16 protein-coding genes are annotated in these 14,967 nt (G+C 67.8%); 7 read left to right on the top strand and 9 right to left on the bottom strand.

Annotated features, from left to right (window positions below):
* Positions 1 to 64 precede the first annotated feature (64 nt).
* On the bottom strand, positions 65 to 697 hold the full coding sequence (locus G7043_RS23160) for a GNAT family N-acetyltransferase (protein WP_313888032.1): 633 nt from the start codon (positions 695 to 697) through the stop codon (positions 65 to 67).
* A 134-nt stretch (positions 698 to 831) separates the two neighbouring features.
* Here G7043_RS23160 and G7043_RS23155 point away from each other — a divergent pair, with 134 nt between their 5' ends.
* A complete protein-coding gene (locus tag G7043_RS23155) occupies positions 832 to 2,148 on the top strand; it encodes an aminotransferase-like domain-containing protein (protein ID WP_166048689.1) in 1,317 nt (438 codons plus the stop codon).
* Between the two features lie 16 nt (positions 2,149 to 2,164).
* Positions 2,165 to 3,109, top strand: coding sequence for a D-alanine--D-alanine ligase family protein (locus G7043_RS23150; RefSeq protein ID WP_166048687.1), 945 nt, complete (start codon positions 2,165 to 2,167; stop codon positions 3,107 to 3,109).
* An 88-nt stretch (positions 3,110 to 3,197) separates the two neighbouring features.
* Here the strand turns inward: G7043_RS23150 and G7043_RS23145 are convergent, their stop codons facing one another.
* From G7043_RS23145 to rsmG, 3 genes are all read right to left on the bottom strand, one after another.
* Positions 3,198 to 4,178: a ParB/RepB/Spo0J family partition protein gene (locus tag G7043_RS23145; protein ID WP_166048685.1), complete on the bottom strand. Its 981-nt coding sequence runs from the start codon at positions 4,176 to 4,178 to the stop codon at positions 3,198 to 3,200.
* Positions 4,175 to 5,050 carry a ParA family protein gene (locus G7043_RS23140; RefSeq protein ID WP_086664885.1) on the bottom strand — a complete coding sequence of 292 codons (876 nt, stop codon included), beginning with the start codon at positions 5,048 to 5,050 and terminating at the stop codon, positions 4,175 to 4,177. The genes G7043_RS23145 and G7043_RS23140 overlap by 4 nt, the downstream gene beginning before the upstream one ends.
* A 95-nt stretch (positions 5,051 to 5,145) precedes the next feature.
* Positions 5,146 to 5,793, bottom strand: a complete 648-nt coding sequence (rsmG, locus tag G7043_RS23135) for a 16S rRNA (guanine(527)-N(7))-methyltransferase RsmG (protein WP_166049362.1) — start codon at positions 5,791 to 5,793, stop codon at positions 5,146 to 5,148.
* A 221-nt stretch (positions 5,794 to 6,014) separates the two neighbouring features.
* Between rsmG and G7043_RS50415 the strand changes: the two genes are divergently transcribed.
* Positions 6,015 to 6,464 (top strand): protein-tyrosine phosphatase family protein, encoded by a 450-nt coding sequence (locus G7043_RS50415; protein WP_390827763.1) that lies wholly within the window; start codon positions 6,015 to 6,017, stop codon positions 6,462 to 6,464.
* 336 nt (positions 6,465 to 6,800) lie between these two features.
* Here the strand turns inward: G7043_RS50415 and G7043_RS23125 are convergent, their stop codons facing one another.
* The 5 genes from G7043_RS23125 to rpmH are packed head-to-tail and all read right to left on the bottom strand — an operon-like array spanning position 6,801 to position 9,203.
* Positions 6,801 to 7,352, bottom strand: coding sequence for a Jag family protein (locus G7043_RS23125; protein ID WP_166048681.1), 552 nt, complete (start codon positions 7,350 to 7,352; stop codon positions 6,801 to 6,803).
* A 31-nt stretch (positions 7,353 to 7,383) separates the two neighbouring features.
* The gene (gene yidC, locus G7043_RS23120; protein ID WP_166048679.1) at positions 7,384 to 8,418 is read right to left on the bottom strand and encodes a membrane protein insertase YidC; all 1,035 of its coding nucleotides are present in this window, start codon (positions 8,416 to 8,418) and stop codon (positions 7,384 to 7,386) included.
* A 4-nt stretch (positions 8,419 to 8,422) separates the two neighbouring features.
* A complete protein-coding gene (gene yidD, locus G7043_RS23115) occupies positions 8,423 to 8,680 on the bottom strand; it encodes a membrane protein insertion efficiency factor YidD (RefSeq protein WP_166048676.1) in 258 nt (85 codons plus the stop codon).
* A complete protein-coding gene (gene rnpA, locus G7043_RS23110) occupies positions 8,677 to 9,033 on the bottom strand; it encodes a ribonuclease P protein component (protein ID WP_166048674.1) in 357 nt (118 codons plus the stop codon). Before rnpA ends, yidD begins: the two co-directional genes overlap by 4 nt.
* A gap of 26 nt (positions 9,034 to 9,059) precedes the next feature.
* Complete coding sequence (rpmH, locus tag G7043_RS23105) at positions 9,060 to 9,203, bottom strand: 50S ribosomal protein L34 (protein ID WP_030465619.1); 144 nt, start codon at positions 9,201 to 9,203, stop codon at positions 9,060 to 9,062.
* A 350-nt stretch (positions 9,204 to 9,553) separates the two neighbouring features.
* On the opposite strand from rpmH, the gene dnaA reads away from it, so the two are divergent.
* The 4 genes from dnaA to recF all read left to right on the top strand — a co-directional run bounded on the left by dnaA (position 9,554) and on the right by recF (position 14,950).
* Entirely contained in the window at positions 9,554 to 11,125 is a 1,572-nt protein-coding gene (gene dnaA / locus G7043_RS23100; protein WP_166048672.1) for a chromosomal replication initiator protein DnaA, read from the top strand.
* 671 nt (positions 11,126 to 11,796) lie between these two features.
* Positions 11,797 to 12,921 (top strand): DNA polymerase III subunit beta, encoded by a 1,125-nt coding sequence (gene dnaN, locus G7043_RS23095; RefSeq protein WP_166048670.1) that lies wholly within the window; start codon positions 11,797 to 11,799, stop codon positions 12,919 to 12,921.
* Between the two features lie 40 nt (positions 12,922 to 12,961).
* Complete coding sequence (gene gnd, locus G7043_RS23090; RefSeq protein ID WP_166048668.1) at positions 12,962 to 13,843, top strand: phosphogluconate dehydrogenase (NAD(+)-dependent, decarboxylating); 882 nt, start codon at positions 12,962 to 12,964, stop codon at positions 13,841 to 13,843.
* Positions 13,844 to 14,950 (top strand): DNA replication/repair protein RecF, encoded by a 1,107-nt coding sequence (gene recF, locus G7043_RS23085; protein WP_166048666.1) that lies wholly within the window; start codon positions 13,844 to 13,846, stop codon positions 14,948 to 14,950.
* The last annotated feature ends 17 nt before the right edge of the window (positions 14,951 to 14,967 follow it).

Here is a 14,967-nt window from a genome sequence, read left to right as displayed (position 1 = left end):
GTGCCCGCCCCCTGGGGGGCCCCAACGTTGCCCGTGTCTTCTGGGGGGGCCCCCCGCGTTGCTGTCAGACGGGGCGGAAGCTGGGTTCCGCGGTCGAGACGGTGACGCTGTTGAGGAGACGTTCGAGGGCGGCCTCGACGTCCTCCTTCCACGTGATGGCGCTGCGCAGCTCCAGGCGCAACCGGGGCCAGCGCGGGTGCGGCCGCACGGTCTTGAAGCCGACGCTCGTGAGGAACTCCGCCGGCGTGACGCAACTGGGTTCGTCGTCGTCCGGGCGCATGTCGCCGAACGCCTCGACGGCCTTCACGCCACGACGCGTCAGATCCTTCGCCACGGCCTGCACGAGCACGCGCGCGAGTCCTCCCCCTCGGAACTCCGGAAGGATGTCCAGTGACGTCATGAGGACCGCGTCCGGGCTGACCGGGGACGTGGGGAAGGCGGCGCTGCGCGGAACGGCGGCCGGAGGTGCGTAGAACACCGAACCTGCGGGAATGCCGTCGCAGTAGATGAGACGACCGCACGAACCCCATTCGAGCAGGACGCTGGAGACCCAGGCTTCCTTCTCGAACTCGGTGTCGCCGTATTCCTCCGCTTGTTCGCGCAGGTGAGGGGCGAGCTCCCAGAAGACGCACGTCCTGCTGTGCTTGGACAGATGCTCCAGGTTGTCCAGCGTGACGCCCACAACGCGTCGCGACACCCCGACCTCCACCCCTTGGCACACACAGTGAACCCATACGAGGGTAGGCGAATGTGACGGAACCCGGAAGGCGCGTGCCCTGAACGGGATGACGGTTACACTCGCTCGGGACAATTCCTGATCAGGAGTCCCACATGACTGTGCCCGGACAGCCCGCCAAGCAGGGCCCCAGAAGCCTTGACCCCCACCTCCGCCGCTACGCAGCGCGCACGGCAGGGATGACGGCATCGGAGATCCGGGCACTTTTCGCAGTCGCGTCCCGCCCCGAGGTCGTGTCGCTGGCCGGCGGTATGCCGCACCTAGCAGCGCTGCCGCTGGAATCGCTGTCGGCCGAGATCGGTGATCTCGTGGCCGCCGAAGGCCTGGTGGCGCTGCAGTACGGCTCGGCGCACGGTGTTCCGCTGCTGCGCGAGCAGATCTGCGACGTCATGGCGCTGGAAGGCATCAACGGCCACCCGGACGACGTGGTGGTGACCGTCGGCTCGCAGATGGGCCTCGACATGGTCACCCGGATCTTCTGCGACCCCGGTGACGTGGTGATCGCCGAGGGACCCTCCTACGTGGGTGCTCTCGGGTCGTTCACCGCGTACCAGGCGCAGGTCGTGCACGTCGCGATGGACGCTGACGGGCTCGTGCCGTCGTTGCTGCGAGAGGCGCTCGAAGCCTGCAAGCGTGCTGGTCAGCGGGTCAAGTTCCTCTACACGATCCCGAACTTCCACAACCCGGCCGGTGTGACGCTGGCGGTGTCGCGGCGGGCCGAGATCCTGGAGATCTGCCGCTCGTACGGCGTGCTGGTCGTGGAGGACAACCCGTACGGGCTGCTGGGGTTCGACGGTCAGACGTACCCGGCGCTGCGGTCCATGGACCCGGACAACGTGGTGTACCTCGGGTCGTTCTCGAAGACCTTCGCCGCCGGCCTGCGGGTCGGCTGGGTGCTGGCGCCGCATGCGGTGCGCGAGAAGCTGGTGCTGGCGGCCGAGTCGGCCACCCTGTGCCCGCCGACGCTGAACCAGATGATCGTGTCGCGGTACCTGTCGACCCAGGACTGGAAGGGTCAGATCAAGACCTACCGCGAGGCGTACCGGGAGCGCCGGGACGCGGCGGTGTCCGCTCTCGAGCAGCACATGCCGCAAGGTTCCACGTGGAACATTCCGAACGGCGGCTTCTACGTCTGGGTGACGGTGCCGGAGGGCATCGACACGAAGGCGATGCTGCCGCGCGCCGTGACGGCCCGCGTGGCGTACGCGTCCGGTACCGGGTTCTACGCGGACGGCTTCGGCTCCCGCCAGTTGCGCATCTCGTACTGCTACCCGACCCCTGAGCGCATCCGTGAGGGCGTCCGCCGCCTGGCGAACGTCATCGAGGAAGAGATGCAGCTGCACGCGACCTTCGGGGCGACCCCGGGCCGTCAGCTGTCCGGGCCGCAGACCCCGTCGCCCGACACCGCCTGATCCTTGGAGTTTTGCTGTGGCTGACCGCATGGTCGCTGTGCTGTCCGGTGGGCTTTCCCACGAACGCGAGGTCTCGATCCGCTCGGGTCGCCGGTTGTCGGCGGCCCTGCGGTCGGCGGGCGTGACGGTGGAGGAGTGGGACGCCGACGCCTCGTTGCTGACGCGTCTTCGTGATCACCGCCCGGATGCCGTCGTCGTCGCGCTGCACGGCGGCGAGGGCGAGAACGGTTCGGTGCAGGCGATCCTCGAGATGTTCGGGGTGCCGTACGTGGGCACCGACTCGCGGGCGTGCCGCCGGGCGTGGGACAAGCCGACTGCGAAGGCCGAGCTGGCCCGTGCCGGGCTGCTGACGCCGGAGTGGGTCGTGCTGCCGCACGCGACGTTCCGCGAGCTGGGTGCCAAGCCGGTGCTCGACGCGATGGTCTCGACGCTGGGACTGCCGTTGATGCTGAAGCCGGATCAGGGTGGCTCGGCGCTGGGCGCACACGTGGTCCGTGACGCCGCCGATCTGCCCGCGGCGATGGTCGGGTGCCTGGCGTACGGCGACACCGTGCTGGCCGAGCAGTTCATCTCCGGCGTGGAGGTGGCCGTGACGGTGGTCGATGGTCCTGACGGTCCGACCGCGCTGCCGGCGGTCGAGATCGTGCCGGAGAGCGGTGTGTACGACTACACGGCTCGGTACACCGCGGGGCTGACCGACTTCCACGCGCCGGCTCGGCTGGACGCTGCTTCGGCCAAGGCGGTCGGGGAGCTCGCCGTGGCGGCGCACCGGTTGCTCGGGCTGCGGGACGTGTCGCGGACCGACGCGGTGGTGGCCGAGGACGGGTCCGTCTACTTCCTCGAAGTGAACGTGTCGCCGGGCCTGACTGAGACGTCGCTTCTGCCGATGGCCGTCGAGGCGGCGGGGCAGTCGTTGGGCGAGATTTACGCCGGTTTGATCGAGCGCGCTGTCGCTCGTTGATCTCTTCTCATAGGTGACGCCCCGTATCCGTTTGGATGCGGGGCGTCATCGTCACCGTGACATAAGGCCCGTGGGTGATCCTATGGACCTACTCCGATGTCCGAATTGTCGTTTCTGGGCTCATCATGCCGATGATGCGTTCAAGATCGTCAACTGACCCGAATTCGACGACGATCCGGCCCTTTCGCTGCCCGAGTTCGACCTTCACGCGGGTGTCGAAGTTGTCCGAGAGGCGCTCGGCGAGCTCCTGCAGACCGGGCGCGTGCATCTGCTTGCGCGGGGCGGCCTTCTCCTTTTTGGGCTTCTCGTTCTTCGCGATCGTCACCGCTTCTTCGGTCGCGCGGACCGACATGCCCTCGGCGACGATCCGTGCCGCGAGGTCTTCCTGCGTGCCGGCGTCGTCGAGACCGAGCAGCGCCCGCGCGTGGCCCGCGCTGAGAACGCCCGCCGCCACCCGTCGCTGGACGGGGAGGGGGAGCTTCAGCAGCCGGATGGTGTTCGTGACGACGGGGCGGCTGCGGCCGATGCGGTCCGCGAGTTCCTCGTGCGTGACGCCGAACTCCTCGAGCAGCTGCTGGTAGGCCGCCGCCTCTTCGAGCGGGTTGAGCTGGACGCGGTGGATGTTCTCCAGCAGCGCATCGCGCAGCATCACGTCGTCGGCGGTCTGCCGCACGATCGCCGGGATGGTCTTGAGCCCGGCCTGCTGGGTCGCCCGCCACCGGCGCTCGCCCATGACGAGCTCGTAGGTGTCGGCGGTGAGCTCGCGAACCACGATCGGCTGCATGAGCCCGAACTCCTTGATGGAGAACGAGAGCTCGTTGATCGCGTCCGGGTCGAACACCTGGCGCGGCTGCTTGGGGTTGGTCTTGATCGCGGTGACCGGCACCTCCCGATACACCGCACCCGCGACCTCACCGGCCAGCTGTTGGGTTTTCGCCGCTGCCCCGTTGCCGGCCGCCCCGTTCCCAGCCGCGGCGGGGCGGATGGTGCTGGGCGCACCGGGCGGAGGACCCTGCGGGATCAATGCGGCCAGGCCGCGCCCGAGTCCGCCCTTGCGCTGCTCCGTCATGCGCCCTCCTCCTTGGCCCCGCGGATCGCGATCTCCTTCGCGGCGTCGAGGTAGCTCATCGACCCGCGCGAGCCCGGGTCGTACGTCAACACCGTCTGCCCGAATCCTGGTGCCTCGGAGACCTTCACGCTGCGCGGAATCACGGTCTTGAGGGCGACGTCGCCGAAGTGGCCGCGCACCTCACTGGTCACCTGGTCCGCGAGCTTCGTGCGGCCGTCGTACATCGTGAGGAGGATCGTCGAGATCGCGAGGTCCGGGTTCAGGTGCTGCTGCACGAGCTCGATGTTGCGCAGCAGCTGGCTCAGCCCCTCCAGCGCGTAGTACTCGCACTGGATCGGGATGAGGACCTCCTGGGCCGCGACCATCGCGTTGACGGTCAGCAGGCCGAGGCTCGGCGGGCAGTCGATGAAGACGTAGTCGGGCTGCAGCTGGTCGAGCGCCTCGGGGGAGAGCGCCTCCTTCAGCCGCGACTCGCGGGCAACCATCGAGACGAGCTCGATCTCGGCGCCGGCAAGGTCGATCGTCGCGGGCACGCAGAACAGGTTCGGCGACGTCGGGCTGACCTGAGCGGCCTCCGCGATGGAGATCTCGCCGATGAGCACCTCGTAGACACTCGGCGTGCCGCTGCGGTGCTCGACCGCGAGCGCCGTGCTGGCGTTGCCCTGCGGGTCGAGGTCGATCACGAGGACCTTGAGCCCGTGGATCGCGAGCGCCGCCGCGAGGTTCACCGTGCTCGTCGTCTTACCGACGCCACCCTTCTGGTTGGCGACCGTGATCACCCGGCGGCGGGTAGGCCGGGGGAGCAACGACTCGTCGGGGTGCAGCACGCTTGCCGCACGAGCCGCCTCTTCTGCAATCGGGGTCCACACCACGGCGCTGTCATCTCCGTTGTTGGTCGGCTTGGCTTTGGGTTTGGAGGTCTTCGTTTCACGTGGAACATCGGCTGCTTGAAACTCCGGGTACACGCTCACCGATCCCTCCGCGTCTGGCGCTCGACGATCAGCACCGTCGTAGGCACCTCAAGTACGTCCGCTCCCACGACGACGACCGAGGGATTCGCGCCCCCAGCTTTGAGCACCGCAGCGCCGTCGCGGTCCAACTCTTCCTGCGCGCGCTCGCCCTTGAGCGCGACCATCCGCCCCCCGCCCTTGAGCAGGGGCAGGCACCACTTCGCGAGCTTCTCCAACGGAGCCACAGCCCTCGCCGTAGCCACGTCGCAGTTCTTCAACTGAGCCCTGATCGGTCCTTCCTCCGCACGCCCGCGGAGGACGGTGACGTTGTCGAGGCTCAGCCGTTCCTTCACCTCTTCGAGCCACGCGATGCGGCGCGCCATCGGCTCTAGCAACGTGATCCTCAGGTCCGGCCGCACGATGGCCAACGGCACACCAGGCAACCCGGCTCCCGATCCCACATCCACAACGCGCTCGTTCTGATGGAACAGCTCCTCGATCACCGCCGAGTTGAGCACGTGCCGTTCCCAAATCTTGTCGACCTCACGAGGACCAATAAGTCCGCGCTCGACGCCGTACTCCTCCAGGAGTCGAACGAACTCGGCAGCACGGTCAACGTACTCACCGAAGACGAGCTTCGCGTTGTCGGGCAACTCCCCGGCCATGTTCTCCGTCCGTGAGCGTTTCACGTGAAACCACGCGGCGGCGACGTTCCGGCGGCCGGTGGAAAAGCTGGCGAATGCCAGGGCACCATCATGACGGATCGACCGTGCGCTCCGCCAAATCCTGAGCGCTGTTTCACGTGAAACTTGGGGGAAAGTTGCGTCCGACCATCTACACGGTGACTCATCCGCGTCCATCTGTCGGCGCTGGGCTGGTTTCGACGATGGCTCATCCGGCTGGCGGGGCGTTGTTGGAGGGGAAGGTGCGGGGGCTGCGTCGGCTCGGTGTCGATGTGTTGGTGTCTGCTCAGACTGATGGTGAGCGGGTGGAGTGCGATCTGGTGGACCAGGCGCGGGCGGTTGCCGCGGCTGGGCTTCGGTTCGTGTGCTTTCCGATTGAGGATCGGACAGTGCCTGATGTGGCTTCGGCGGTGGCGGTCGTGGAACCGCTGTATGAGATGTATCGGGGCGGGGCGCATGTGGTGTTCCACTGCTGGGCTGGGATTGGGCGGTCTTCGTTGTTGGCCGGGTTGTTGTTGGGGATGGATGGGGTGGCGCCTGGGGAGGCTTGGCGGGTGATTTCGGAGGCTCGGGGGATGCCGGTGCCGGACACGGGGGAGCAGGAGGAGTGGTTGGCTGGGTGGTGGGAGGGCCGGTTTCACGTGAAACGATGAGGGGGCGGCTTGCGTGGGCCGGTCACCTTGCGTGGGCCGGTCACCTTGCGTGGGTGGTTGCGCGGGCCGGGAGGTAAAGCCCCGATCGCGACGCGTGGGTGCGTCACCGCTACCCAGCCGATTGTTGCCCACCGGGGCATGCGCTCCTGCCAACCCGGCGCGGCAAGGTCCTGCCAACCCATCCGCGCCTCACCCAGCGCGGCATCACACCGGGGCGTACCCCATCGAGGCATTGCCTGGCGTACCCGTCCTCGTCTCCGTGGTCCTGGTCCGTGGTCTGGACAGCAAACGGCCCCTGGTTCCGGGGAACCAGGGGCCGTTGTACAGCGGTTGCCGTCAGGGCTTCGGGAAGATGATTACCCGGCGCTGCGGCTCCTCGCCTTCGCTCTCGCTGTGCACGCCCGCTACTGCGGCCACGGCGTCGTGGACCACCTTGCGTTCGAAGGGAGTCATGGGGTGCAGGCGGGCGCGTTCGCCGGAGGCGAGGACCTTTTCGGCGGTGGTGCGGCCCATTTCGGCCAGTTCGGCTCGGCGGCCTGCTCGCCACTGGGCGATGTCCAGCATGAGGCGGGAGCGGACTCCCGTTTCTTGTTGGACGGCCAGGCGGGTGAGTTCTTGGAGGGATTCGAGGACGTTGCCTCGGGGGCCCACCAGCTTGGACAGGTCCTCGCCGCCGTCGATGCTGACGATGGCGCGGCCGCTTTCCACGTCCAGGTCGATGTCGCCGTCGTAGTCGAGCAGGTCCAGCAGGCGTTCTAGGTAGTCGCCTGCGATGTCGCCTTCTTGGACGAGCAGGTCCTCGGTCTTGGACTGGGACTGCGGCTCGGCTTCGGCCTCAGCCGGCGACGACGCCTCCACGTCGTCGGTCGCCTGCAAGGTCTCCGACACGATGTCTCCTCTCCGGGGCAAACGCCCGAAATCAGCGGCGCTTCTTGCTGCCCGGCTTCTTGCTGGTGGATCGGCCTGGAGTCAGGCCGGGAATCTCGGTGTTGGGCGTGCTGCCGTTCGTGTTGTCGGCAGCAGGCTTCTTCGGCGTGCCGCTGGGGCCTGCGGTCGGCATGCGCTTGGCGCCGTTCGCGGGCTTGGCGCCCGGTGCGGGCTTCTTCGGGTTGACCGGCTTGGCGCCTGGCTTCGGGGCGAGGGCCTGGCGCGTTTCCACGACCGCGGCCTTCTTCTCTTCTTCTTCGGCGTCGATGCGCTTGTAGACGAAGTGCTGCTGGCCGAGCGTCCAGCCGTTGTTGGACAGCCAGTACAGCAGGATCGCCACCGGGAAGAAGAAGCCACCGACCAGGACGCCCAGCGGGAAGATGTAGAGCGTCAGCTTGTTCATGATGGCCGTCTGCGGGTTGTCCAGCGCGGCCGGGTTCTGGCGGGCGACCGAGTGGCGGGACGTGAAGTGGGTCGCGATGGACGCCACGATCATCAGCGGCACGGACAGCAGGATGACGTTCAGGCGCTCGGTGCCGTACTGGGCCAGCTGGTCGGACGGCATCGTGATGAACGTCGAGAGGTTGGTGCCGAAGAGCTTGGCGTTGACGAACGAGTCGACGCCCTGCTTGTCGAAGAAGTAGACCTCGCCCCAGCCGGGCTTGAACGAGCGCAGCACGTGGAACAGACCGATGAACACCGGGATCTGCACCAGCATCGGCAGGCAGCCGCCGAGCGGGTTCACGCCGTGCTCGGACTGGAGCTTCTGCATCTCCTGGGCCTGGCGCTGGCGGTCGTTCGGGTACTTCTTCTTGATCTTCTGCATCTCCGGCGCGAACTCCTGCATCTTTCGCATGGAGCGCACCTGGCCGACGAACGGCTTGAAGAGGATGGCGCGGAGGGTGAAGACCAGGAAGATCACGGCCAGCGCCCAGGCGAAGCCGCTCGACTCACCGAAGACCTTGCCGAACACCCAGTGCCAACACCACAAGATGAAGGACACCGGGTAGTAGATGAAGTTGAGCACGGAGCTACTCCTCGGTGGGTACGTCGGGGACCTGCCGCCTCGGCGGAACGGGGTCCAGGCCTCCAGGGTGCCAGGGTCCGCAGCGCAGCAACCGGCGGATGGTCAGCCAGGTTCCGCGCAGCGCGCCGTGGACGGTCAGCGCCTCCACCGCATACGCGCTGCAGCTCGGGTAGAACCGGCATGTGGGCGGCAGCAGCGGCGAGATGAAACGCCGGTAGAAGTGCACCGGCAGCAGTGCGACCTTCGCGGGCAACGTGGTCATCGCGGCACCTTGCCCGTGAGGAGTTTGCGCAGCGCAGAGGAAAAGTCTGCGGCGAGCTCCGAGCTCGACGCCTCTGCTGCCGGTGCCAATGCCCGGACCACCACCAGAGTTCCCGGTGGCAGGTCGGCCAGGACCGGGCGAACCACGTGACGCAGACGCCGGTAGACGCGGTGGCGGACCACCGAGTTGCCGACTGTTTTGCTCACGACGAAGCCCACCTTGGACGAATCCAAGGTGGGCACGTCTGGCATCAAGGCGTGGACGACCAACCGGGGTCGTCCGGCGCGGCGGCCTCGGCGGACCACCAGGCCGAAGTCCTGGCTGCGGGTGAGCCGGGCGGCCGGTGGGAGCACGACGACGCTGCGCTTACCAGCCGCTGTCAGGCGGACAGCGTGGCACGGCCCTTGCTACGGCGCGCGGCCAGAATGGCGCGGCCGGCGCGGGTCCGCATGCGCAGCCGGAAGCCGTGCGTCTTCGCGCGGCGGCGGTTGTTGGGCTGGAAGGTGCGCTTACCCTTGCTCACGGTCGGTTCTCCCGGTGCTTCACTGCTTACAAAGCCTGGTTGGCGTCCCCAACGAGCAGTGGACGTAGGCGCGACAAAGGCGCCCGTCGCAAGCGGGAGACTCCTCTGAGAGTACGCACGCCCGGGTGCCACGACCAAATCGGGGTGGCAGATGCCACGTCTTGTGAGGCGTGGCGGGCCTTGTTACCGTTCTTCCCTCGCGCACGCCGGAGCTGGCGAGGGAGCCGCCACCGTACCGGCATCACAACGCACCGTTTAGTGCACAGTTGTGGATAACTCTGTGGATGCCTCTATTCTCCGTGTCCACGTGTGGAGTCATTGGCTCCGGTGGAGGGGAGGGGAGCGCGGAGGTGTCGAACCAGCAGGTCGATCTTGGTCTCGTGTGGGCCGAGGTGGTGCAGGAGCTCGCCACGAGCCACCTGTCCCCTCAGCAACGCGCGTGGATGAGGGTCACCCGGCCGATCGGTCTGCTCGACGGAACGGCCCTGCTCGCGGCGCCGAGCGACTTCGCGAAAGAGGCGATCGAACGGGCTCTGCGCGACCCGATCACCGCGGCTCTCTCCCGCAGGCTCGGCCGCACGGTCTCCCTGGCGGTGAAGGTCGACTCGCCGGAACCGGTGAGCCCGCCGACCACGCCGATCCCGGTGCAGACGGTCGTTCCGAGCATTCCCACCGGCGACACGCCCGTCCTCGCGGACGAGGCGGTCGTCACATCTGTCAGTGCAAACGCCGACACGGACGGTTCCGACACGGACGAGGTCGACGAAGCCGGCGACGCGCTCGCCGCCGTCACCGAGATCTGGCCGACCTTCAACACGGCGGGCGGCGCGGCGCCGAACGGGAACATGCCGTACACCCGGCCCGCGAACCCGTCTCCGTCGCAGACCCGGCTGAACGAGAAGTACAACTTCGACACGTTCGTCATCGGTGCCTCGAACCGGTTCGCGCACGCCGCCGCGGTCGCGGTGGCCGAGGCTCCCGCCCGGGCGTACAACCCGCTCTTCATCTGGGGTGAGAGCGGCCTCGGCAAGACGCACCTGCTGCACGCCGTCGGGCACTACGCCCAGCGCCTGTTCCCCGGCATGCGCGTGCGGTACGTGTCGACCGAGGAGTTCACCAACGACTTCATCAACTCGCTGCGCGACGACCGCAAGGTCGCCTTCCAGCGCCGCTACCGGGACATCGACGTGCTGCTCGTCGACGACATCCAGTTCCTGGAGGGCAAGGAAGGTACGCAGGAGGAGTTCTTCCACACGTTCAACACGCTCCACAACACGAACAAGCAGATCGTGGTGTCGAGCGATCGGCCGCCCAAGCGGCTGGAGACGCTGGAAGACCGTCTGCGCACGCGGTTCGAGTGGGGTCTGATCACGGACATCCAGCCGCCCGAGCTCGAGACCCGGATCGCGATCCTCCGCAAGAAGGCGGCGCAGGACCGGCTCGCGGCCCCGGCCGACGTGCTGGAGTTCATCGCTTCCCGGATAGAGCGGAACATCCGCGAGCTCGAGGGCGCGCTCATCCGCGTCACGGCGTTCGCGTCGCTCAACCGCCAGCCGGTCGACATCCAGCTCGCCGAGATCGTGCTGCGCGACCTCATCCCCGACTCGCACGCGCCGGAGATCACCGCGCCGACGATCATGGCGGTCACCGCCGAGTTCTTCGGCGTCTCGATCGACGACCTCTGCGGCCCTGGTAAGACGAAGGCGCTCGCGCAGGCGCGGCAGATCTCCATGTACCTGTGCCGCGAGCTGACGGACCTGTCGCTGCCGAAGATCGGCCAGACGTTCGGCGGCCGCGACCACACGACGGTCATGCACGCGGACAAGAAGATCCGCAAGGAGATGGCCGAGCGCCGGCGGATCTACGACCAGGTGCAGGAACTGACGTCCCGGATCAAGCAGCGCGCCCGCCACGCTCCCTGATCCGACCCGGGTAGCAACGAAGGGGTCCTCCGACACGGAGGGCCCCTTTTTCGTTCGCCCGCAACGGGGGGCGCACCCGGGAAGCACAAGCAGACGGAGTCGCACGGGCCGTACGCGCGCGCTCGAACCCAGGTGGAGTCGAGGGGTGCCCGGCCGCCCGGCAAGGCTTTCTGTTCAGCCCCAGCACTCGAAGGGGTGGGGACAACTGGAAAAGTCTGAGACCCAGGCCACGATCTGGCCACGGAAGCCTGTTGAACACCCGGGTACAACTGCCCCGCACCCGGGGACGCACCCGGGGACAACTGTGGACGATCTGTGGATCGAGAGGTGTGCACAACTGGCTGTCCCCGGGTGCGCCGATCTGTCCCCGGGTGCCATCCCCCCTTAGTCCACATGGTGGGTGACACCCTGACCAGCAGGTTCAACACCAGTCCACACAATCCACAGCCCTTACTGTTACTGCTGTTTGATCTCTTCAAGGAAGAACTTCAAAGCAAAACAGCGGGGGATGGTTCCCGGGGATCGGTGCCCGAACCCCGAAGTGACGGGAAGGGCCAGGACGCTCTAACGTGGTTGCTCCGCACCTCGGGTAGCCGAGGGTCGAGGCTCCCTAACCCCCACTGGCACGTTGTCGTGGTTGGGCTTGTCGACTGTCGAGGAAAGGACGCCTCATGAAGATCCGCGTCGAACGCGACGGCCTGGCCGACGCTGTCGCCTGGGTCGCTCGCAGCCTTCCGTCCCGTCCGCCGGTCCCCGTGCTGGGCGGCGTGCTGCTCGACGCGGAGTCGGACGATTCGCTGACGGTCTCCGGGTTCGACTACGAGGTCTCCGCCCAGGTCGGTGTTCCGGCCACGATCGCCGACGGCGGCCGCGCGCTGGTCTCCGGCCGTCTGCTCGCCGACATCACCAAGGCGCTGCCGAACCACCCGGTCGAGATCGCGGTCGACGGCGCTCGGATGATGATCAGCTGTGGCAGCGCCAGGTTCAGCCTCCCGACGATGCCGGTCGAGGACTACCCCGCGCTCCCGTCCATGCCGCAGCTCATCGGTGAGCTTCCGGGCGAGGTCTTCGGCGAGGCGGTCGGTCAGGTCGCCGTCGCGGCCGGCAAGGACGACACGCTCCCGATGCTGACCGGCGTCCGCGTCGAGATCGGCGACGGCAAGCTGACCCTGGTCGCCACCGACCGGTTCCGGCTCGCCATGCGCGAGTTCCCGTGGGAGCCGGACGAGGCGCTCGGCGAGGTCGCCGTGCTCGTCCCGGCCAAGACGCTCGGCGACGCGGCCAAGACGCTCGGCTCGTCCGGCAGCAAGGTCGAGATGTCTCTCGCGGCGAACGACGGTCTGCTCGGTCTGGCGGGTTCCGGCAAGCGCACGACCACCCGCCTGCTCGACGCCGACTTCCCGAAGTACCGCCAGCTGCTGCCGTCCGAGCACTCGGCCGCGGCGATCATCGACATCGACGCGCTGCAGCAGGCGATCAAGCGCGTGTCGCTCGTCGCCGAGCGCGGCACGCAGGTGCGCCTCGAGTTCGTGGACGGCGGTCTGCGTCTGTCCGCCGGTGGCGACGACGAGGGTTCGGCCGAGGAAGAGCTTCCGGTCGAGTACACCGGCGACGCGGTCACGATCGCGTTCAACCCCGGCTACCTGCTCGACGGTCTCGGTGCCGTCCGCACCCAGAAAGTCCACTTGTCCTTCACCACACCCAGCCGACCGGCGTTGCTCAAGCCGGTGGACGAGGATGGGAACGTGGCACCGGGCTACCTGTACCTCCTGATGCCCGTTCGCCTGCCCGGCTAAAACCCTTACCGGGTAACAGAAACGTTTAGGGGAGAACACCGTGCAGCTCGGACTCGTCGGCCTCGGCAAGATGGGTTTCAACATGCGCGAGCGGGTGCGTCGTGCCGGTCACGAGGTGATCGGCTACGACCGCAACCCGGAGGTCAGCGACTCGGAGTCGTTGGCGGACATGGTGTCCAAGCTCGAAGCGCCGCGCGTCGTGTGGGTGATGGTGCCCGCCGGCGAGATCACCCGTAACACGGTGAAGGAGCTGTCCGAGCTGCTGCAGCCCGGCGACCTGGTGGTCGACGGCGGCAACTCCAAGTTCACCGACGACCGGATCCACGCGGACCTGTTGGCGGAGAAGCAGATCGGCTACCTCGACTGCGGTGTGTCCGGCGGTGTGTGGGGTCTCGACAACGGCTACGCGCTGATGGTCGGTGGCGACGCCGCGCACGTCGAGCAGGCGATGCCGATCTTCGACGCGCTGCGTCCGGAGGGTCCGCGCGAGGAAGGCTTCGCGCACGCGGGCAAGGTCGGCGCCGGCCACTACTCGAAGATGGTGCACAACGGCATCGAGTACGGCCTGATGCAGGCGTACGCCGAGGGCTTCGAGCTGCTCGACAAGACCGACGTCGTGGACAACGTGCCCGCGGTGATCTCGGCCTGGCAGCGCGGCACCGTCGTGCGGTCGTGGCTGCTCGATCTGCTGGTGCGCGCGCTGGAGTCCGACCCGGAGCTCGACGACCTGCGCGGGTACGTCGAGGACTCCGGCGAGGGCCGGTGGACCGTCGAGGAGGGCATCAACAACGCGGTGCCGCTCCCGGTGATCTCCGCCGCGCTCTTCGCGAGGTTCCAGTCGCGGCAGGACGACTCGCCCGCGATGCGTGCGGTGGCCGCGCTGCGCAACCAGTTCGGTGGCCACGCCGTTCAGAAGGCATAAGTGCACGTCAGACACCTCCAGGTCAGCGACTTCCGGTCGTGGGAGCTCGCTGACCTGGCGTTCGAGCCCGGTGTCTCGGTGCTCATCGGGCGCAACGGCCAGGGCAAGACGAACCTGGTCGAGGCGATCGGGTACGTAGCGACGCTCGGTTCGCACCGCGTCGCCACGGACGCGCCGTTGATCCGTCACGGTGCTCAACGCGCCGTTGTGCGGGCGGCCGTGGTCAACGACGACCGCGAGCTGCTCGTGGAACTCGAGATCACGGCGGGCAAGGCGAACCGGGCGCGGATCAACCGTGGTCCGGTGCCGCGTCCGCGCGATGTGCTCGGGATCCTGCGCACCGTGTTGTTCGCACCGGAGGACCTCTCTCTCGTGCGCGGCGATCCGGGCGACCGGCGGCGGTTCCTCGACGAGATGCTGGTGTTGCGCGCGCCGCGGTTCGCCGGCGTTCGCAGCGACTACGACCGTGTCCTCAAGCAGCGCAGCGCGTTGTTGAAGACGGTGAAGCATTCTCGATCGGCGGAGCTGTCCACGCTCGACGTCTGGGACGGGCACCTCGCCAAGCACGGCGCGGAGCTGCTGGCCGCGCGGCTGAAGCTCGTCCGCGACATGGCGGACCACGTGACCTCGGCGTACGCGGAGGTCGCTCCGGAGTCACGTCCGGCGCTCATCTCGTACCGGTCGAGCGTCGGCGAGCTTCCGGAAGACCGGGAGAGCATCGAGGATCTGCTGCTGGCCGAGCTCGACCGGGTGCGGCGGCAGGAGATCGAACGCGGCGTATGCCTCGTCGGCCCGCACCGCGACGACCTCGACCTCACCCTCGGAGAGCTCCCCGCAAAGGGCTACGCCAGTCACGGAGAGTCATGGTCGTTCGCACTCGCGCTGCGGCTCGGCGGGTACGAACTCATGCGTGTCGACGGCCTCGAACCGGTGCTCGTGCTGGACGATGTCTTCGCCGAACTCGACCGCGGCCGGCGGCAGCAGCTGGCCAAGGTGGCGGCTGGTGCCGAGCAGGTGTTCATCACCGCGGCGGTGGCGGAGGACGTTCCGGAGGAGCTGAGCGGCGCTCGGTTCGTGGTGCATGACGGGGAGGTGCGGCGTGTCTGACTCGACGCCTGACTCTG

The organism is Lentzea alba (assembly GCF_011067745.1).
GTDB lineage: Bacteria > Actinomycetota > Actinomycetes > Mycobacteriales > Pseudonocardiaceae > Lentzea > Lentzea alba.
This window is presented reverse-complemented; position numbering and strand designations above follow the sequence as displayed.

Coding starts and splice junctions, on each gene's coding strand:
- G7043_RS23155 (WP_166048689.1), top strand. CDS start 832: ATGACTGTGCCCGGACAGCCCGCCAAGCAGGGCCCCAGAAGCCTTGAC.
- dnaN (WP_166048670.1), top strand. CDS start 11,797: ATGAAGATCCGCGTCGAACGCGACGGCCTGGCCGACGCTGTCGCCTGG.
- rsmG (WP_166049362.1), bottom strand. CDS start 5,793: ATGGCCGGGGAGTTGCCCGACAACGCGAAGCTCGTCTTCGGTGAGTAC.
- yidD (WP_166048676.1), bottom strand. CDS start 8,680: ATGACCACGTTGCCCGCGAAGGTCGCACTGCTGCCGGTGCACTTCTAC.
- G7043_RS50415 (WP_390827763.1), top strand. CDS start 6,015: ATGGCTCATCCGGCTGGCGGGGCGTTGTTGGAGGGGAAGGTGCGGGGG.
- G7043_RS23145 (WP_166048685.1), bottom strand. CDS start 4,178: ATGACGGAGCAGCGCAAGGGCGGACTCGGGCGCGGCCTGGCCGCATTG.